The 17505-nt window shown below is 70.4% G+C and carries 20 protein-coding genes; 13 read left to right on the forward strand and 7 right to left on the reverse strand.

Annotated features, from left to right (window positions below):
• Together OO71_RS33955 and OO71_RS33960 are read right to left on the reverse strand one after the other, a co-directional pair.
• Positions 1–483 (reverse strand): SRPBCC family protein, encoded by a 483-nt coding sequence (locus tag OO71_RS33955; protein ID WP_033294082.1) that lies wholly within the window; start codon positions 481–483, stop codon positions 1–3.
• The gene (locus tag OO71_RS33960; RefSeq protein ID WP_033294083.1) at positions 480–821 is read right to left on the reverse strand and encodes an ArsR/SmtB family transcription factor; all 342 of its coding nucleotides are present in this window, start codon (positions 819–821) and stop codon (positions 480–482) included. Before OO71_RS33960 ends, OO71_RS33955 begins: the two co-directional genes overlap by 4 nt.
• Positions 822–986: 165 nt before the next feature.
• Between OO71_RS33960 and OO71_RS33965 the strand changes: the two genes are divergently transcribed.
• Genes OO71_RS33965 through OO71_RS34010 form a run of 10 tightly spaced genes read left to right on the forward strand, consistent with a single transcriptional unit; the run spans position 987 to position 10252 of the window.
• Positions 987–1805, forward strand: a complete 819-nt coding sequence (locus OO71_RS33965) for an alpha/beta fold hydrolase (protein ID WP_051792568.1) — start codon at positions 987–989, stop codon at positions 1803–1805.
• Complete coding sequence (locus OO71_RS33970; protein ID WP_033294084.1) at positions 1802–2329, forward strand: MarR family winged helix-turn-helix transcriptional regulator; 528 nt, start codon at positions 1802–1804, stop codon at positions 2327–2329. The genes OO71_RS33965 and OO71_RS33970 overlap by 4 nt, the downstream gene beginning before the upstream one ends.
• Positions 2326–3297, forward strand: coding sequence for an LLM class flavin-dependent oxidoreductase (locus OO71_RS47845; RefSeq protein ID WP_162186152.1), 972 nt, complete (start codon positions 2326–2328; stop codon positions 3295–3297). Before OO71_RS33970 ends, OO71_RS47845 begins: the two co-directional genes overlap by 4 nt.
• 19 nt (positions 3298–3316) lie before the next feature.
• On the forward strand, positions 3317–3907 hold the full coding sequence (locus tag OO71_RS47850; RefSeq protein ID WP_051792570.1) for a YybH family protein: 591 nt from the start codon (positions 3317–3319) through the stop codon (positions 3905–3907).
• Between the two features lie 34 nt (positions 3908–3941).
• Entirely contained in the window at positions 3942–6221 is a 2280-nt protein-coding gene (locus tag OO71_RS33985) for a xanthine dehydrogenase family protein molybdopterin-binding subunit (protein ID WP_033294085.1), read from the forward strand.
• On the forward strand, positions 6218–7066 hold the full coding sequence (locus OO71_RS33990) for an FAD binding domain-containing protein (RefSeq protein WP_033294086.1): 849 nt from the start codon (positions 6218–6220) through the stop codon (positions 7064–7066). The genes OO71_RS33985 and OO71_RS33990 overlap by 4 nt, the downstream gene beginning before the upstream one ends.
• Positions 7063–7545 carry a (2Fe-2S)-binding protein gene (locus OO71_RS33995; RefSeq protein WP_033294087.1) on the forward strand — a complete coding sequence of 161 codons (483 nt, stop codon included), beginning with the start codon at positions 7063–7065 and terminating at the stop codon, positions 7543–7545. Before OO71_RS33990 ends, OO71_RS33995 begins: the two co-directional genes overlap by 4 nt.
• Positions 7542–8030, forward strand: coding sequence for an SRPBCC family protein (locus OO71_RS47855; protein ID WP_051792571.1), 489 nt, complete (start codon positions 7542–7544; stop codon positions 8028–8030). Before OO71_RS33995 ends, OO71_RS47855 begins: the two co-directional genes overlap by 4 nt.
• 28 nt (positions 8031–8058) lie before the next feature.
• On the forward strand, positions 8059–9372 hold the full coding sequence (locus tag OO71_RS34005; RefSeq protein ID WP_033294088.1) for an MFS transporter: 1314 nt from the start codon (positions 8059–8061) through the stop codon (positions 9370–9372).
• A 1-nt stretch (position 9373) separates the two neighbouring features.
• Positions 9374–10252: a DUF1028 domain-containing protein gene (locus tag OO71_RS34010; protein WP_051792572.1), complete on the forward strand. Its 879-nt coding sequence runs from the start codon at positions 9374–9376 to the stop codon at positions 10250–10252.
• 40 nt (positions 10253–10292) lie between these two features.
• On the opposite strand, the gene OO71_RS34015 is transcribed toward OO71_RS34010, so the two are convergent.
• Positions 10293–11456 (reverse strand): glycosyltransferase family 39 protein, encoded by a 1164-nt coding sequence (locus tag OO71_RS34015; RefSeq protein WP_033294089.1) that lies wholly within the window; start codon positions 11454–11456, stop codon positions 10293–10295.
• A 237-nt stretch (positions 11457–11693) separates the two neighbouring features.
• Complete coding sequence (locus OO71_RS34020) at positions 11694–12233, reverse strand: SigE family RNA polymerase sigma factor (RefSeq protein ID WP_033294175.1); 540 nt, start codon at positions 12231–12233, stop codon at positions 11694–11696.
• A gap of 162 nt (positions 12234–12395) precedes the next feature.
• Between OO71_RS34020 and OO71_RS34025 the strand changes: the two genes are divergently transcribed.
• Positions 12396–12743, forward strand: coding sequence for a hypothetical protein (locus OO71_RS34025; protein WP_033294090.1), 348 nt, complete (start codon positions 12396–12398; stop codon positions 12741–12743).
• A gap of 105 nt (positions 12744–12848) precedes the next feature.
• Positions 12849–13733, forward strand: coding sequence for a nitroreductase family protein (locus OO71_RS34030; protein WP_033294091.1), 885 nt, complete (start codon positions 12849–12851; stop codon positions 13731–13733).
• On the opposite strand, the gene OO71_RS34035 is transcribed toward OO71_RS34030, so the two are convergent.
• Positions 13700–14905, reverse strand: coding sequence for a cytochrome P450 (locus tag OO71_RS34035; protein WP_033294092.1), 1206 nt, complete (start codon positions 14903–14905; stop codon positions 13700–13702). The two genes, OO71_RS34030 and OO71_RS34035, sit on opposite strands and share 34 nt — an antisense overlap.
• A complete protein-coding gene (locus tag OO71_RS34040; protein WP_033294093.1) occupies positions 14902–15861 on the reverse strand; it encodes a ketopantoate reductase family protein in 960 nt (319 codons plus the stop codon). The genes OO71_RS34035 and OO71_RS34040 overlap by 4 nt, the downstream gene beginning before the upstream one ends.
• A gap of 94 nt (positions 15862–15955) precedes the next feature.
• Between OO71_RS34040 and OO71_RS34045 the strand changes: the two genes are divergently transcribed.
• A complete protein-coding gene (locus OO71_RS34045) occupies positions 15956–16534 on the forward strand; it encodes a TetR/AcrR family transcriptional regulator (protein WP_033294094.1) in 579 nt (192 codons plus the stop codon).
• Here OO71_RS34045 and OO71_RS34050 read toward each other — a convergent pair whose 3' ends face one another.
• Positions 16535–17464 (reverse strand): LysR substrate-binding domain-containing protein, encoded by a 930-nt coding sequence (locus OO71_RS34050; protein WP_033294095.1) that lies wholly within the window; start codon positions 17462–17464, stop codon positions 16535–16537. It lies immediately after the preceding gene.
• Positions 17465–17505: the final 41 nt, after the last annotated feature.

The following is a 17505-nucleotide window of genomic DNA, read 5'->3' on the forward strand; positions in this document are numbered from 1 at the left end:
TCAGGCTCGTGCCGTCGCGGCACGGAACCGTTCGAGGTACAGCGGCCAGCCGGAGCCGGTGCCCAGGCCGAGGAAGCCTTCCCAGCCGTCGCCGTGCCGGTCGAGGTGGCGGTGTTCGAGCACGACGCGGGTGCGCTCGGGGGCCTCGGCGGTGAACCGGATTTCGACCTCGCTGGTGCGCTCCGGGTCGGTCTCGATCTGCCACTGCGGGCTGATGTCCCAGCTGAGCAGGAGCCGGTGCGGCGGCTCGCAGGCGAGCACCCGCGCCCACGTGCACCGGCTCCCGTCGGTGCCGATGTCGTATGCGGTGCCACCGGCCCGCGGTTCGAGCACGGTGCGCTCGATCGGCACCGCGAGCAGGTTGTGCTCGCGCGGCTTGATCTCGTCGAACCGTTCGGTGAACACGCGGAACGCATGCTCGACCGGAACGTCGACGACGAGGTCGACCTGGACGGCGGTCTGGTCCTGGGAAGTGGTGCTCATCGAGACGGCGTCCCTTCTGCCGCGGCGGGCTGGTACGTCCGCTCGGCGACGTTCTTGAACCTGGTCAGAGTGGTGTTCCAGAAGGAGTCGAGCTCTCGGCGCAGCTCGTCGAGGCCGCCCGCCCGCATTTCGTACACGCGCAGCCGGCCCTGCTGCTGCACCTCGACGAGCCGGGCGTCCAGCAGCACCCGCAGATGCTGCGACACCGCAGGCCGGCTGACCGGCAGCTCCCGCGCGATTTCGGTGACCGAACACGGCCCCCCGGCCACGCGGGCGAACACGCGCCGCCGCGTGGGGTCGGCAAGCGCCTGCCAAGGATCGGCGGTCGTGGTCACCATGACGCGTAAGTTACTACTTACGCATCGCCCTGACAAGCGCTGACAAGCGCTGATCCGCAAGATCGTCCGCGAACAAGATCTCTTAACTTTGAGATACTTGACTTTAAGCAGTACCTGAGTGAGCATGACTCCCGTCACAGACGACAGCGGACGGAGTCGGTGCGAATGACCTCGGCAGAACTGCGGTACGCGACCGGGCCCGCCGGACCGATCGCCTACCGCGACGTCCGGCCACACTGCGCGGACACCATGGTTTTCGTCCATGGCCTCAACATGGCTTCCGGGGTCTGGGACGAGATGGCCGCCCGGCTGCCGGAGTTCCGCTGCGTTTCGTTCGACCTCCGCGGGCACGGCGCATCGGTACGCCGTGGCCCGTACGCCGTCGAGAACTACCTCGAAGACCTGTCCGCCGTTCTGGATGCGGCTGATGTTTCGGTCGCGCAACTGGTCGGTGTCTCCGTCGGCGGGCTGATCGGGTGCGCGTTCGCGGAGCGGCACCCGGACCGGGTCCGGTCGGTGGTCGCGTTGGGCAGCGGTTTCACCGCGCAGCACAACGATCTCGAAGCCGGGATGGCGCGGATGCGCGAGATCGGCGTGCGCGAGTACTTCCGGGTTTCGCTGCCCAGCGGCAGCCTGCCCGCGGACGCGCCGGACGCGCTCGGGGCCCGGCTCGTCGAGCTGGCGGTGACCGGCCGGGAGGATGTGGCGATGGTGGAGGAACTGATCCGTGAGGTCTTCGAGAAAGACCTGACGCACGTCCTGGCGGGGCCGGTCGGCCGTCCGGTGCTCGTGGTCAACGGCGAATTCGACCGTACCTGCCCGCCGGAGGGGGGCCGCGCGCTCGCCGCGGCGGCGGGCGGCCGCTGGCAAGCGGTGCCCGGCGCGGGGCACCTGCTGCCGCTGGAACAGCCGGAGCACTGCGCCCGGCTGGCGGCCGGTCTGTACCGGGAAACCCACGCGGGAACGAGGAGGGTCGCGCGATGAGTTCCGATTTCGTCGATGCACTGATCGGCCAATGGGAGACCGAGCTCCCGGAGGAGCACTTCGAGTCCTTCAGCGTGGTCTCGCGGATCGCGCGGTACCTGCGCCTGGTCAACCGGCAGACCAACGCCAACCTGGAGCGGTTCGGGTTCCAGGAAACACAGTTCAACCTGCTGTGCGCGCTGCGCCGGGCCGGTGCGCCGCATCAGCTCAGCCCGAAGGAGCTGGCCACGTCGATGCTCGTCACCTCCGGGGCCATCACGTACGTGATCGACCAGATGGAGTCGGCGGGGTGCGTCGAGCGCATCCCCGATCCGCGGGACCGCCGTGCCCTGCTCGTCCGGCTCACCGGCGAGGGCACGAAACGGGTCGAGGAAGCGATGCGGGCACACCTGCAGCTGTGCGACGAGCTGCTCGCACCGCTCGACGCGACCGGCCGCCGGGATCTCACCGATGCCTTGCGGGCCTTGCTGATCGGCATCGACGACACGGCACCGCCGTCGTTCAGCGCGGGGGAGGGGAAGTGACCGGGATTCGTCGCTGTATTGCTTACGGGGGCGAGATTCCTCTCGTGGACACCCTTGCCACGGTCGAAACCGCCGAGCGCGCCGGGCTGGACGGGGTCTGGTCGGCCGAGCACGTCGGCCTTCAGGACGCGATGGTGCCGAGTGTCGCGTATGCCTTGCGTACCAAGCGGATGGAGATCGGGCTGGTCGGGCTGAACGCCGACACCCGCAGCCCCGGCGTGCTCGCCATGGAACTGGCCACCCTTGCTGCGCTGGCACCGGGTCGTGTCCGGGTGCAGGTCGGGACCGGCAGCCTGCAGCGGGCGCGGTGGATCGGGGTCACCGGGGCACGGACCGTGCGCGGGGTGGAGGTGTTCGTCGCCGCGCTGCGGGACCTGCTGGCGGGCCGGGAGGTGACGGCGTCGAGCGAGGCGTTCACCCTCGACGGGCTCCGGCTCGCGACGCCGGTGCCGCCGCCGATTCCGATCGACGTGATGGCGATCCGGCCCAGAATGCTCGACCTCGCGGCGCGGGTGGGCGACGGGGTGTCGCTGTCGGCCGGGGCGAGCCGCGAATACCTGCGCACGACGATCCGGACGGTGCGGGAATCGTTGGTGCAGCACGGCCGGAGCGCGGAAGACTTCCGGATCTCGGCCGTCGTCCCGACGGTGGTCGCCGATGATCTCGCGACTGCCCGCCGTCAGCTCGCGATCTCGGGGCCGCTGCGGTTCCGTTTCCCCGAGCTGCAGGTGGGGGTCGACCTGCCCGACGCGACGCTGGTGAACGAGACGCTGGAGCGCGACGGCACGGACGCGGCCGCCGATCTCTTCGAGGACCGCACTACCGATCAGCTCGGCATCGCTGCCACACCGGACACGCTCGCGGTCCGGCTCAAGGAATACGAGGAGCTCGGGCTCGACGAAATCGTCGTGATGCTGAGCGGCGACCCGGCCGCGCATCCGCGTACCGCCGAGCTGCTCGCGCATTGAAAAACGAAAAGGAGACGGCATGTCCACTGCAGTACTGCCCACGAGCCAGCCGAACTTCAGCGGTCCGGCCGGCGACGTCGAAGCCGTCCGGGAGGCCCACCGCGACTGGTGGGCCGCGAACTTCACGCGCGAAATGGGGCGGCGCAAGCGGAGCTTCGCGCCGGACACCCTGATGTTCAACCTGAACGGCCACACCTACTACGGCCTCGACGAGATGGTTCAGGTGTGGAGCTACTACACCGACAACATCGACAACGGCGTCCCGGAGCTGTGGGACTACCGGATCTTCGTCTCCGGCGACCTCGCGTACCTGACATGTGAAGGCGTTTTCCTCTCCCGCGCCAAGACGGAGCAGGGCTGGGGGACGAGCAACGCCACGCTGAACGACCAGGCGTCGGACTTCACCCGGATCCGTTTCCGGGAGACCTCCGTGCTGCGCCGCGACGACGGCGAAGGCAATCCGGTGTGGAAGATCTGGCATTTCCACTGCTCCCCGGCCGCGCCCGCGGACGAGGAGCGGCCCGGCTTCGGCGACACGTGGACCTCCCGCGGCGGCGACCTGGACGGGGCCATCCCGCAGACTCCCGAACTTCCCGCTCCCGCCGAGTGACCGGCTGCCTCGCCCGACAAGGAGGACCAGGCTCATGTCGATCCTTCCCATCGCTCCGCGGCCCACCGTCGGCACTTCCGCGCCCCGGGCCGAAGACGTCCGCCTCCTCCTTGGCGAGGGGCAGTTCATCGGCAATGTGGCACTCGGGTACCGGCTGGAGATCGCCTTCCTCCGCGCGACCGAAGCCAGCGCCCGCATCACGCACCTCGACACGTCGGCGGCGGCCGCGGCCGAAGGTGTCACGGCTGTCCTCACTGCCGAGGATCTCGGTACGGCGAATGGTCCGGTTCCCGTGGTGTGGCAGCAACCCGGGTTACGCATTCCGCACTACCCGGCCTTGGCGAGCGGCGAAGTCCACTACGCCGGGCAGCCCGTCGCCGCCGTGGTCGCCCGGAGCCGGGCACTCGCGGAGGACGCGGTGGGACTGATCGACATCGACTACGAGCCGCGGCCACCCGTCGTGGACCCCGTCGCGGCCCTCGACCCCGGTGCTCCGGTGGTGCATGCGGAGCTCGGCAGCAACGAGGGGTACCAGGATGTCGCGCGCACCGGCGACATCGACGCGGCGTTCGCGGCCGCGGCAGTCGTGGTGGAGGAGACGCTGCGCATCCAGCGGCAGACCGCCCTGCCGATGGAATGCCGGTCGGTGGTGGCGCGGCCGGAGGCGGACGGGCGGCTCACCGTGTGGGCCACCGTGCAGCAGCCGCATTTGTTCCGGGACCACCTGGCCGAGGTGCTCGGCCTGCCGCCGGAGCGGCTGCACGTGATCGTGCCCGACCTCGGCGGCGCGTTCGGCGCGTACTACGAGGTGTACCCCGAGGACATCGTCGCCGCGTTCGCCGCCCGGCATCTCGGCGAGGCGGTCCGCTACCTCGAAGACCGGCAGGAATCGTTCCTCAGCACCGTGCACGCGCGGCAGCAAGTCCACCGGGCCGCACTGGCGTTGAGCTCCGACGGCCTGCTGCTGGGGTTCCGCGACCGGATCGTCGCCGACCTCGGTGCCTTCGCCGATTACTCGGGGGCCGGGACCGCGCTCGTGACGAAGACGTTCGCCACCGGCGCCTATCACCTCCCGGCCACCGAAATCGGGCTGCGGTGCGCGTACACCAACACGGTGCGGGTGGGTGCGTACCGGGGATTCGGCCAGCCCGAGGCGACGTTCGTGATCGAGCGGATGATGGACGTCGCCGCTGCCCGGCTCGGGATGGACCCGCTCGAGCTGCGGAAGCGGAACGCGGTCGGCCCGGACCGCATGCCGTACGCCATGCCCAGTGGCGCGGTGATCGACAGCGGCGACTTCCCGTCGTTGCTCGACACCGCCAAGGAAGCCATCAAGTACGACGCACCTCGTGCTTCGACAACCGGTCGGCGAGTGGGGGTGGGGTTCGCGCTGTATGTCGAGTACACCGGCTCCGGTCCCTCCGGCCAGCTGGGCGCGCGGGGGTACCGCAGCCCCGGGTGGGAAGGCGCGACGGCCGAGCTGCGGCGCGACGGTACCGTGCAGGTGTACAGCGGAGTTTCCCATCTTGGGCAAGGGATCCGCACCGGTTTGGCGCAGGTGATCGCCGACCGGCTCGCCGTCGATCCGTCCCGGGTGGTGGTGACGACCGGCGACACCGATCTCGTCCGATACGGCAACCGCGGCTCGATCGGGAGCCGGAGTGCGGTGGTCGCCGGGAATGCCGTTCACGAGGCGGCGAGTTCGCTGGCCCGCAAGATCACCGAGCTGGCCGGGCAGCTGCTGGAGGCGAGCCCGGACGACATCGTCCTGCACGACAGCCGGGTATCCGTGCGCGGAACGGCCGGGAGTGTCTCGTACGCCGAACTCGCCGACGAGGCTTACCTGCGGCACCGGACCACTGCCACCGGCCTGCCGGTCCTTGAGGCGACGTCGTTCTACCACCCGACCGGCAGCCCGACCGCGAGTGGCGTGCACGCGGCGCGGGTCGAGGTGGACGTGGAAACGGGCGAGGTGGAGATCGTGGAGGGCCAGGTGCTGGGCGGGACGGCGCAGGGGATCGGCGGCGCGCTGTTCGAGGAGGTCGTGTACGACGCGGACGGCCAGATCAAGACCGCGTCCATGATGGACTATCTCGTACCGACCGCGATGGAGATTCCGGACGTCACGATCATCCATCAGGAGACGCCGTCGCCGCTGAATCCGTTGGGGGTCAAGGGCGCGGGGGAGGCCGGGACTATCGCGCCGCCTGCCGCGCTGGCGAATGCGGTGTCGGATGCGTTGGGAGTGCAGGCCACTTCGCTGCCGTTGTCCCCTTCTGTGGTCTGGGGTCTGATCCGGGGGCGAGCGCGATGAAGCCCAGCCCGTTCGACTACCTGCGGGTCTCGGATCTTGGCCACGCGCTTGAGGCGCTCGCCGACCCGGACTGCAAAATCCTGGCAGGCGGGCAAAGTCTCGTCGCGATGCTCCGGTTGCGGCTTGCCGCGCCGACACTTCTCGTGGACATCAGCAGGCTGCCGGAGCTGCGGACGGTGTCGGCGGACGGCTTGACGATCGGCGCCTGCGTGACCCATCGGGAACTGGAGTCGGGCAAACTGGGCGCGCCCGCGCGGGCGGCGTTGCCGGTGCTGGCGCAGACCGCGCCACTCATCGGACACGCGCCGATCCGGACCCGCGGAACGTTCGGGGGCAGCATCGCGCACGCCGACCCGTCCGCGGAATGGTGCCTGCTGGCCCGTCTGCTCGACGCCCGGATCACCGCCCGGAGCCGGGTCGGGGAACGGGAACTGAGCGCGGGGGAGTTCTTCGAGGGATTCCTCACGACCGCATTGCGCAGCGACGAAATCCTTACCTCCGTGCGGTTCCCCAGCGTGCCGGACGTGGCCCTGGTCCGGGAAATGAGCAGGCGGCACGGCGATTTCGCGCTCGTCACCGTGGGCGTCGCGGTGTGGTCTCGGGGGACGCACATCGCGCTCGGCGGGGTCGGTGGCACCGTGGTCCGGGCGCAGGCTGCGGAACAGCGGCTCGCCGACGGCCCGCTCACCGAGGACGCCATTGCCGAGGCCGCGGAACTCGCCGTGGGTGCATGCACGCCTGCCGCCGACATCCACGGTCCGGCGGACTACCGACGGCACCTCGTACAGGTGCTGACCCGCCGCACCCTCACCGAGGCGGCCCACCGGCTGGAGGAACGCCGATGACCGACGACCACCTGATCCGGCTCACCGTGAACGGCAGCGAACACGTGCTCGCGGTCGAACCCCGGGCCTCCCTCGCCGACGTGCTCCGCGACGACCTCGGCCACACCGGGACGAACGTGACGTGCGAGCAGGGCATCTGCGGGGCGTGCACGGTCCTCGTCGACGGACAGGCGACACGGGCCTGTCTCGTGTTCGCCGTCCAGGCCGACGATTCGCACGTCGAGACGGTCGAATCACTCGGGACCGCGGATCGGCTTTCCGCGCTGCAGCAAGCATTCCGGGAGGAACGGGCTGTGCAGTGCGGGTTCTGCACCCCTGGCTTCCTCATGCTCGCGACCTGGCTGCTGCGGGAACAACCGGACGTCGACGACCAGGGGTTGCGCGAGGTCCTCGGGTCCAACATCTGCCGCTGCACCGGGTATCGCGGCATCCTGCGTGCGGTGGCGCGGGTCCGGGACTCCGGGGAGCCGGTGTCATGATCATCCGGCGGAGCTTCGACCTGGCCTGCCCGGCAGCCGACACCTACGCCGCGCTGGGCGACCTAGAACGGCTGGCGCGGTCTTTTCCGGAGGTCTCGGGTTTCGTGGTCTCCGCGCGGGTTTTGGCCGTCGACGAAGCCTCTCGTTCGGTTGTCGTCCGGCTCAGCGGGCAAGGCGCACACCAGGCGGGAGACGCCCACGTCGAGGCACGGGTTTCCGCCGCTCCTGACGGGTCCACTGTGGACTTGACGGCCGATCTGCGCCTGCGCGGAATGGTGGCGCAGATCCGTGTGGACGACCTTGCCGATCGCTTCGCCGCCTGCCTCGCACAGGCGATCGTCCGGCCCGTCGAAAAGGCGATTCCGGCCGCGGTGCCGGAATCGCCCCCTGCTTCCCGGTTTTCCTTGTCGATTATCCCCGGTGCATTCGCTGCGGGTGCACTGTCCGGCTACTGCTGGGCTCGCTTCGGCGCTCGCCGCCGCTGATACCTCTCGTCCGAAGGGATGGCTCCCCATGACTCGAACCGCGCAGGAAAAGATGGCCAGGAAAGCAACGCTGGCCAGCATGTTCGGCACCACCATCGAATGGTACGACTATTTCATCTACGGCCTTTCCGCCGGCCTGGTGTTCAAGAACGTGTTCTTCCCGCAGATCTCGGCGGCCGCCGGCACGCTGGCGGCGTTCGCGACCTTCGCCGCCGGATTCCTCGCCCGCCCGCTGGGCGGCATCGTCTTCGGGCACATCGGCGACCGGCTGGGCCGCAAGCCCGCGCTGATCGCGACGCTGCTGGTGATGGGGGTGTCCACCACGCTGATCGGGGTCCTGCCGACGTACTCCGCGATCGGGATCTGGGCGCCCATCCTGCTCGTGGTGATGCGGCTCGCGCAGGGCCTCGGCGCGGGTGGCGAATGGGGCGGGGCGGTGATCCTGACGGTCGAGCACGCACCCGCGGGCAAACGCGGGCTGTTCGGGAGCACCATCCAGTCGAGCATCGCGCTGGGCTCGCTGCTCGCGTCGGGGGTGATCGCCGCGGTCACCAGCCTGACGTCGGCGGCCGCGTTCGCCGCGTGGGGGTGGCGGATCCCGTTCCTGCTGAGCGCGGTGCTGGTGGCGCTCACCGCGATCATCCGGCTGAGCATCGACGAGCCCGCGCAGTTCGCGAAGCTCAAGCGGGACCGGGCCCGCGACCGGTTCCCGGTGCTCACCGCGATCCGGCGGCAGCCGAGGAACATCCTGGTCGTCGTGGTGGCGGCAGGGGCGAGCCAGCTCGTGTTCTACGTCGTCGCCGTGTTCGCGGTCTCGTATGCGGCGTCGCAGAAACTGATCGGCACGTCGACGATGCTCGGCTACCTGGCGATCGCCAACGCGGTCCAGATCGGCGCGATGATCGCCTTCGGCGCCCTGTCGGACCGGGTGGGCAGGCGGCGCGTGATCATGGTCAGCACGATTCTCATGGGGATCTTCGCGTTCCCGTTCTTCTGGGCACTGCAGTCCGGCGCCGGGTGGTGGATCCTGCTGGCGATGGTGGGGTACGTCGGTATCATCGAGTCCGCCGCGTTCGGCCCGCAAGCCGCGTTCATCCCGGAGCTGTTCGACACCCGGGTGCGGTACAGCGGCACTGCCATCGGGTACAACCTGGCCGCCCTGATCGGCGGGACCGCTCCGGCAGTGGCGACGTCGCTCATCGGCGCCGCGCAGAGCACGTGGCCGGTCGCGGTGTACATCATGGTGGTGTGTGCGCTGGGTGCGGTCGGGGTGCAGTTCGCTCGCACTGCCGGTCAGCTGGACGAGGCGCCGACCGTCGCGTCTCGCGAGGCCGTGAGCTGACGTGACCTATTCCCTCGTCGCCAAGGACCCGGAGAGTGGAGCCTTGGGTGTGGCCGTCCAGTCGCATTTCCTTGCCGTAGGGGCGAACGTACCGTGGGGCCGGGCCGGGGTGGGCGTCGTCGCCACCCAGGCGACGGTGGACCGGCGCTACGGCGCGCGGGGCCTCTCGCTGATGTCCGCCGGGTCGTCGGCCGCCGAAGCACTCCAGGCGTGCCTGGCCGCCGACGACGCGCCGGAGACTCGTCAGGTCGGCATGCTGGACGCGACCGGCCGGACAGCCGCGCACACCGGCACCCGCTGCTGGCAGTGGAACGCCCACGCAACCCGCGACGGGGCGGCGGCACAGGCGAACATGGTCACGGATGCCGCAATCCCGACGGCAATGCTGGCCGCGTTCACTGCTGCGCCCGGCGATTTCGGCTCCCGGTTGCTGGCCGCCCTGAACGCCGCGGAAGCACTGGGCGGTGATCTGCGCGGTCGCCAGTCCGCTGCCCTGCTGGTCGTCTCGGGTGCGCGCTCGGATGACGGAGTCTTGGTGGACCTGCGGGTCGACGACCATCCTGAGCCGCTGGTCGAGCTGCGGCGTGTTTATGGTGTACACCAAGCTTTCACGCAGATGCTGCCCGCCATGCGGGGGCGCTCCTGCCGGGGCCCGGTCCCGGCAGACCCGGCTGAAGTCGATGCAGCTGTCGCGGCTTTCGCCGCTGCGCAGAAGGAGTACGGACCGTCCAATGTGGAGCCGACGTTTTGGCAGGCGGTCGCGCTTCACCGGGGCGGCCGGGTTGCGGAGGCTTCGCGGTTGGTCGCCGAGTTGCGGGCCGAGCATCCGGGGTGGGGGACGTTGTTCGGTCACGTTACTGCTGTCCAGTCCTCTTGCTGATGGACGCGCCGACCGCGATGGCGGTCCTGGAGGGAGACCCTCAGATCGCATAGCGCCAGCCGACGAGGGAGTAGGCGCCGAACCACGCGCCGAAGGCGACGTATCCGGCGGTCGCGGCGATGGCTGTCGCGGGGCGGCGCGCGGCGAGGCCTGCGGCGACCGGGAGCAGGAGCGTGAAGCCGGGGAGCAGGAAGCGGGCTTTCGCGAACGGGATGCCTGCCGTGCCCGCCACCAGGACGACGACCCCGATCCCGTAGAGCGCGAGCGGCCAGCGGCGCGGATCGGCCCGCGCGCTGCGGGCCAGCAGGACCGCGGCCACGGCGGCGAGCACCAGGATGAACACGTTGAGCAGTTCCATCACCGAGGTCCCGCGGAGCAGCTGCTTGCCGACGAACTCCAGGGTCTCCGCGCCGAAGTCGAACCGGGTACGCCAGCCGCGCCATTCGAGGTCGAACCAGCCGGACGGGCTCCCGGTCTGCACGGCGACCCACAGCCAGTAGCCGACCAGCCCGACCGGGGCCGCGACAGCCGCCACCAGCGGCTGCGGACGGCGCGGACCCTTGAAGAACGCGACGAGCGCAGCGATCACGACCACGCCGACCAGCACGGACGCGGTCGGCCGGGTCAGCCCGGCGGCAATGCTGCACAGGGCGGCCAGCAGCCACCGCCGTTCGAGCACGCCGACCAGCGCCCACGCGGCCAGCGCGGTGAAGAGCGCCTCGGTGTAGACCATCGACAAGGTGATCGCCATGGGTGCCCCGGCCCAGAGCGCGACCAGCAGCACGCCGGTGCGGTGGCTGCCGGTCACGGTGCGGCCGATGCGGTAGATCGCCGCCGCCGCAAGGATTCCGGCGGCCACGCTCAGCAGCAGGCCCGCCGGAAGCGACCCGCCGACCCACGGGCTGAGCAGCCGCATGAGGGTCGGGTAGGCCGGGAAGAAGGCGAGCGGGGTGTGCGGGGCGAAATGGCCTTCGGCGTCGTACAGGCCGTGGGTGATGCCGTCGTAGCCGTGGTCGGCGATCGCGAGGTACCACAGCCCGTCCCACGCGGTGAGCCGGTCGGACAGCGGCTGCCCGCTGATCGCGCTGCACACGGCCAGCACGACGACCCCGAAGAGGCGGATGCCGAGGTAGACGGCGGCAGCCTGCAGGTAGGGCCTGCGTTCGGTGGCGACGGCGGGGTCTGTGCTCTGGGTGATCGTCATCGGTTCTTCCGGGCCTCAGCGCGAATGCGGGACGGAGCCGGTCGTGGTGCCGGTCGTGGTGCCTGGTGACCTGCCGGTGGTCCCCTTGGTCCCGGTGGTCCGGGGGGAGCCGGTGGTGGTGGGCGGGTGCGGGGTCTGCCAGGTCGGCGGGGGGCTCGTGGTCGCCACGGGGGTGGGCGGCGTGGCGGGGGGGACCGGCGCGGGGGCTCGCGTGCCTGGTGCGTGCCTCGTCGTCGTTCATGCGCTCGGTCCTCCTCCGGTGCTGGATGCGAACCCGGTGAGCGCGAGCGCCTGCTGCAGCGCCACGAGCCCCCGGGCCGTCTGGCTCTTGACCGTCCCCGCGGAACAGCCCATGGCCGCGGCGGTCTCCTGGACGCTGAGGTCGTTCCAAAACCGCAGTACGAGAACCGCCCGCTGCTTCGGCGGCACCTCGGCGAGCGCCGCCCGTACCGCCAGCCGCTGGACGTGGTCGGCTTCCGGCGCGGCAGGCGGGTCCGGCACCCCGGCGACGACCTCTTCCCGCTGCCGCCACTTGCGCCGGTTCTCGCTGAGGAAGGCGCGCATCAGCATCCGCCGCACGTAGCCGTCCAGCTCACCGCGGCGGACCAGCCGGGGCCACACCACGTACAGCTTGGTCAAGGTGACCTGGACGAGGTCTTCGGCACGATGCCAGTCGCCGCAGAGCACGTACGCGGTCGAGCGCAGCAGCCCCGCGCGGGCCTGCACGAACGCCGTGTACTCACCTTCCCAGCGGGCGCCCGCACGATCTTCTTCCACGTCCACCCTCGTCCTGGCCGGCAGGCCCGGTGAGGCCCTTACCGGGAGAACAGGTCCGAGCCGCCCGATCCGGTTGCATGGGTGCGGAAGAGATCTGCGCCACACCGGTGCGCCCGGGCGGGAACGGGACCCCTCCCGGCGCACCGGGCCTACCGTCCCGGCATGGTCTCCTGTGACATCTGCGGTCGCTCGACCCATTCCGGCGCGAAGCAGTACTCGGCGGCGCACGTGCGCTGGGCCGCCGACGCGGGGTTTCGCCCGGTCGAGGCGCTGGCGCGGTTCCGGCCGCTGGCCGGCGTCGTGGGGATCGAGGACGGTCACCTCGTGGAACGATGGCTGGAAGAGGTCCGCCGTGATCGGACCGACTGGCTGCTCTGCTGGTCGTGCTCGAACGCGCTCGCGCAGTACCTGCGTCCCACCGGCGGCCCGCCACTACCCGGGGAACCCGTGGTGCGGGGCCGGTTCTTGCGGTGGGTACGCAAGCGTTCGGGCGTCCGCGGGTCCACATAGGACTGCGCAGCGGACCCGGATGATTCCACCGCTGTCCGCGGCCGCGACTCGCGCGTACCCTGTCCTACGGGTTCCGACCCGACCGGGACCCGGTGGGATGCGGACATGTCCGGTGGGCGGGTTCCAGATCTGACGGTCGTCGAAAAGGCGGTGGCCGCGGCTCTTCGCGCGCCCACGGTGTATGGCGGCTCGCCGGGGCAGTGGCGGATCGGCCACAGCGCGCTGCACCTGTTCGCCGACACTGCCCGCTGGGAACCCGCCGTGGACCCCGACGGCCGCGCGCTGATGCTGAGCTGCGGTGCGGCGCTGCACCACTTTCGGGTGAGTTTTGCCGGTCTCGGCTGGAGCACCCGCGTGGTGCGGCTGCCGCGGCCGGCGGACGAGCCGGGCCACCTCGCGGTGGTCACGCCGCTGCCGGCCGAGCCGCCGCCGGAGGAGGCCGCCCTCGCCGGGGCGATCGACCGCCGCCGCGACCGGCCGCGGCACGGCGGACGCCCGGTACCCCGCGAGTACGTGGACGGCATGGTGCGGGCAGCGGCGCGGGAAGGTGCGGTGCTGCAACGGGAAGGCTTGGTCCGGCTCCGGCCGGGAGCGGGGACGGCGGCGCGGGGCGCCCGGCACCGGGTGGTGGCGCCGAGCCGGGTCATCAGCGGGCGGCGGCCACCCGCGGTCGAGGTGCGCAGCGCCCCGGCAGTGCTGGTGCTGAGCACGGCCGACGACACGCCGCTCGCCTGGCTGCGCGCCGGGGAGGCATGGAGCGCGGTGGTGCTGACGGCGGCGAAATACGGGCTGGCGGTCCGTACCGATCGCGTATTCGAGGCGAAATGGACGACGGCCGGGCGGATTCCGCAGGCCGCGCTGCACCCGGGCTGGCCGCTGCCGGTTGCCGAGCCGGTGCTTGCGGACGTCGCCGAGGTCCTCGAACCACTCGAGGTCCTCGAACCACTCGAGGTCCGCTACCAGGTGAGCGGAAGCTGGTACAGGCCGTAGATGTTGGCGTCGTCCTTGAACGGCAGGTCGTCGACCTCCGCCGCGAGGGCGAGCGTGGGAATCCGCCGGAACAGGGTGTCGAACACGATCTGCAGTTCCATCCGGGCCAGGTTCTGCCCGAGGCATTGGTGCGGCCCGAACCCGAACGCGACGTGATGGCGCGCGCTGCGGGTGATGTCGAGTTCGTCGGGATTGTCGAACGCCCGCGGGTCGCGGTTGGCCGCGTGACCCAGTGCCAGCACGCCTTCGCCCGCCTTGATGAGCTGTCCGCCGACCTCGATGTCCTCGATGCACAGCCGGGCCGTCGCCACGTCGAGGATGGTGAAGTACCGCAGCATTTCCTCGACGGCATCGAGAGTTTTGCCCGGGTCGGCCTTGATCGCCGCGAGCTGGTCCGGGTTGCGCAGGAGGGCGACCGTCGACAGCGAAATCATGTTCGCCGTCGTCTCGTGCCCGCCGGCCAGCAGCAGGAAACCCATGGCAGCCAACGACGCCCGCCGGTACGTGCCTTCCGCACGCAGCTTGCCGATCTGCCGCCCGAGCAGGTCGTCCGGCGGGTTCTTCTCCTTCTCCGCGACCAGGTCGGTCAGGTACCCGGTGAGGGCGCCCAGCGCCGCCCGCCTTTCTTCCGGCGACGCGGTGCGGCTGATCAGGTTCGTGGTGTTCTCCTGGAAGAAATCGTGGTCGGCGTAGGGAACGCCGAGCATCTCGCAGATCACCAGCGACGGCACCGGCAGTGACACCGTCTCCACCAGATCACCCGGTTTCGGCCCGGCCAGCAGCGCGTCGACCTGCGTGTCGACGATCTTCTGGATCCGCGGCCGCAGCGCCTCCAGCCGGCGCACGGTGAACTCGCCGAGCACGGCCTTGCGGGCCCTGCTGTGCTCGGGCGCGTCCATGGAAACCAGCGTGCGTTCGTCGTCCGGCCGCCGGAAGGCCGCCTCGCCCTCGACGATCTGCGGGAAGTCCGGATGCTGCCGGTCGGCGCTGAACCGCCGGTCGTTCAGCACCGTCCGCACGTCCTCATGGCGGCTGACCACCCAGGCGTACCCGTCGTCGGGCAGCCGGACCCGCGTGACCGGCTCCTGCTCGCGGATCTCCTCGTACGCGGGCGGCGGTGCGAACGGGCAGGTGCGTGCCATGGGGAACTCGTGTTTCCCGACGGTGGTCATGACTTTTCCTTTCCTGCGGATGACCGGGTGAAATACGGTTCGGCGGCTTCGAGCCGGGGAACCGGAACGCCGAGGCGGCGGGCTTCGGCGAGGGTGTCGCGGCAGACTTCCCGTGGCTCCACCGCATCGGGGTCGGAATGCGCCACGAAATTCGCCCGCACCGGCTCGAAATACGCGGTGAGCCCGGCGAGCACGGCAGCGGTCAGCCAAACCGGCCGGCGGAACAGCGGGAGCCGGTGGCGTCGGAGGTCGACGCCGCGTGCCTTCAGCAGTGGCACGAGTTCGCGGCCGGCGAGCAGCGCCCGATGAAGATCGCCGGGCGCCCCGGCCAGTTTCGACAACGACCCGAGCCGCACGGCCTGCGACATCAGACCCGCATCCGACACGAAGTGGATCCACAGCCAGCCCCGGAAATCCGGTTGTTCCCGCAGCCGGAACCCGGCCTCGCCGAACAGGTCACGCACGGCCTGCTCGCGGGCGGTCGGCGGCCGGCCGAGAGTCCCGAGGACGACCGAGGTCATCAGGGTCGCGCGGAGCACCCCGTCCTCGCCGAAACCGCCGCCCGCTTGGGGAAATCCCCACGCGACCCGGTCGACCGGCAGCGGCGCGATCGCGTCGAGCGGTTCTTCCCAGATGTTGCCGAACACCAGCACAGTGGCGTCCCCGAGCCGCGGCGCCAGCACCGCCGCCGCCTCCGCGAGCCGATAGTGCGGGACGCTCACCACGATCAGGTCGAAGTCCCCGTCGAGGTTTTCGCGGTACCGCACCGGCCACTGCTCCGTTACCCGCTTCCCGCGCAGCCGATGCCGCGTGTCGAGGAGATCGAGGCCGATCGTGTCGCCGTACGTCGCGGCGCGGCCCGGCCGGACGTAGAACTCGACCTCGTGGCCGGCCTGTTCCAGCGCCCACCCGTAGACGGTCGAGATGACCCCCCGGCCGAACATCAGGATCTTCATGAAGGACTCCGTACGGTACGATCCAAGTGGAGGTGATCTCCACTTACGAAAATATGGAGATGATCTCCATTTGTCAACCGGGAGGCGAACCCGCATGACCACCGGCAAACCGCTGCGTGCCGACGCCCAGCGCAACCGCGCCGCCCTCATCGCGAAGGCCCGCGAAGTCTTCGACGCCGGTGAGTTCTTCGACCTGCGCTTCGACGATTTCGCCGCACTGGCCGGGGTCGGCACCGGGACGCTGTACCGCCATTTCCCCACCCGCGAAGCCCTCGCGGAGGCCGTCTACCACGAAGAAATCCTGACTTTGCGCGACCACGCCCGTGAGTTGCAGGCCACCCTGCCCGCCGCGGAGGCGTTGTCGGCGTTCCTGCGCGCCATGGTCGAGCACATCCACACCCACCACGGCCTCGCCCGCACGCTGTCCACCCTCATGGCCGCCAGCACGAACGGCCTCACGGAAGGCAGCCAGGCGCTGGAAAATGCCGTCGCCGACCTCGTCGCGACCGCCGCCCGGGAGGGTGCTGTCCGCGCCGACATCGACCCCGGCGCGGTCATGATGGCGCTGCACGGCATCGGCGCCGCCCACGACCGCCCGAACTGGCGCACCGAGGCGGACCACCTGATCACCCTCGTCGTGGACGGGTTCCGCCCGGCAGGGGAAAAGCCGTAGTCAGCGTTCCAGCAGTGCCGCGGTAGCGCGAAGCTGGGCGGCAAGTGCTTGCGCACCAGGGGAAAGCGGGCGCAGAGCCGACATTGTCATGCCCACGGCCTGGCGCACCGACGTCGGTTCCGCCGGGAGTGCTTTGATCCCCGGGGAACGCTCGGCCACCAGCTCCGGGATCACGCCCACCGCGTCCGTCGTGAGCAGCAGCTCCTGCAAGGTCAGCGGCGACGTGCACTCCACGACATTGCGCGGCATGGTGACCTCCGCACCGACGAAGAGCTGCTCGAGCTCCGCCCGCAGCGTGGTCTCCTCACCGGGCAGGACCCAGGGGTAGTCCACCATCTCCGGCAGCGTGGTGTGCTTCCTCCGGTGCAGCGGATGTCCTTCCCTGGCCACGAATCTGACCGGCTCCGAGTACAGCCGGTCCTGCACGGTCCCCTCCGGCGCGGTGGCGGTGAGTCGGCCGAGGATGACGTCGAGGGTCCCGGTGAGCAGTGAACGCCGGAGGATGTCCTGGGTGCCCTCGACGACCTTCACCGTCAACGTGGGGTGCAGGGACTTGAGGGTGGCGATCGCGCGGGGGAGCAGGATCGCGGACCCGGCCAGGTGGGTACCGACCGCGACCGTCCCGAGTTCGGCCCGGCTCAGCAGCTCCAGGTCGCGCGTGGCGTGGCGTAGTTGGGCGAGCACCGCGCGGGCGTGGCTGATGAACGATTCGCCGTAAATGGTGGCGACCGTGCCGCGCGGCAATCGTTCGAACAACGGCACGCCGAGGATTTCTTCGACGTCGCGAATGGTGCGGGTGACCACCGGCTGGGTCACGTGCAGCACTCGCGCGGCGCCGACGATCGAGCTTTCGTCCGCGACCGCGGTGACGAAGACGAGGTGCCGCAGTTTGAGCCCGCTGCCGAGGAGGTCACTGGCCGAGTACTGCATGAGCGAAGCATAGCTGAACAAGCATGGGTGTCGCCCTGAAG

The sequence above is a fragment of the Amycolatopsis jejuensis genome (assembly GCF_000717335.1).
GTDB classification, from domain to species: domain Bacteria; phylum Actinomycetota; class Actinomycetes; order Mycobacteriales; family Pseudonocardiaceae; genus Amycolatopsis; species Amycolatopsis jejuensis.

Coding starts and splice junctions, on each gene's coding strand:
- OO71_RS33955 (WP_033294082.1), bottom strand. CDS start 483: ATGAGCACCACTTCCCAGGACCAGACCGCCGTCCAGGTCGACCTCGTC.
- OO71_RS33960 (WP_033294083.1), bottom strand. CDS start 821: ATGGTGACCACGACCGCCGATCCTTGGCAGGCGCTTGCCGACCCCACG.
- OO71_RS33965 (WP_051792568.1), top strand. CDS start 987: ATGACCTCGGCAGAACTGCGGTACGCGACCGGGCCCGCCGGACCGATC.
- OO71_RS33970 (WP_033294084.1), top strand. CDS start 1,802: ATGAGTTCCGATTTCGTCGATGCACTGATCGGCCAATGGGAGACCGAG.
- OO71_RS47850 (WP_051792570.1), top strand. CDS start 3,317: ATGTCCACTGCAGTACTGCCCACGAGCCAGCCGAACTTCAGCGGTCCG.
- OO71_RS33985 (WP_033294085.1), top strand. CDS start 3,942: ATGTCGATCCTTCCCATCGCTCCGCGGCCCACCGTCGGCACTTCCGCG.
- OO71_RS33990 (WP_033294086.1), top strand. CDS start 6,218: ATGAAGCCCAGCCCGTTCGACTACCTGCGGGTCTCGGATCTTGGCCAC.
- OO71_RS33995 (WP_033294087.1), top strand. CDS start 7,063: ATGACCGACGACCACCTGATCCGGCTCACCGTGAACGGCAGCGAACAC.
- OO71_RS47855 (WP_051792571.1), top strand. CDS start 7,542: ATGATCATCCGGCGGAGCTTCGACCTGGCCTGCCCGGCAGCCGACACC.
- OO71_RS34005 (WP_033294088.1), top strand. CDS start 8,059: ATGACTCGAACCGCGCAGGAAAAGATGGCCAGGAAAGCAACGCTGGCC.
- OO71_RS34015 (WP_033294089.1), bottom strand. CDS start 11,456: ATGACGATCACCCAGAGCACAGACCCCGCCGTCGCCACCGAACGCAGG.
- OO71_RS34025 (WP_033294090.1), top strand. CDS start 12,396: ATGGTCTCCTGTGACATCTGCGGTCGCTCGACCCATTCCGGCGCGAAG.
- OO71_RS34030 (WP_033294091.1), top strand. CDS start 12,849: ATGTCCGGTGGGCGGGTTCCAGATCTGACGGTCGTCGAAAAGGCGGTG.
- OO71_RS34035 (WP_033294092.1), bottom strand. CDS start 14,905: ATGACCACCGTCGGGAAACACGAGTTCCCCATGGCACGCACCTGCCCG.
- OO71_RS34040 (WP_033294093.1), bottom strand. CDS start 15,861: ATGAAGATCCTGATGTTCGGCCGGGGGGTCATCTCGACCGTCTACGGG.
- OO71_RS34045 (WP_033294094.1), top strand. CDS start 15,956: ATGACCACCGGCAAACCGCTGCGTGCCGACGCCCAGCGCAACCGCGCC.
- OO71_RS34050 (WP_033294095.1), bottom strand. CDS start 17,464: ATGCAGTACTCGGCCAGTGACCTCCTCGGCAGCGGGCTCAAACTGCGG.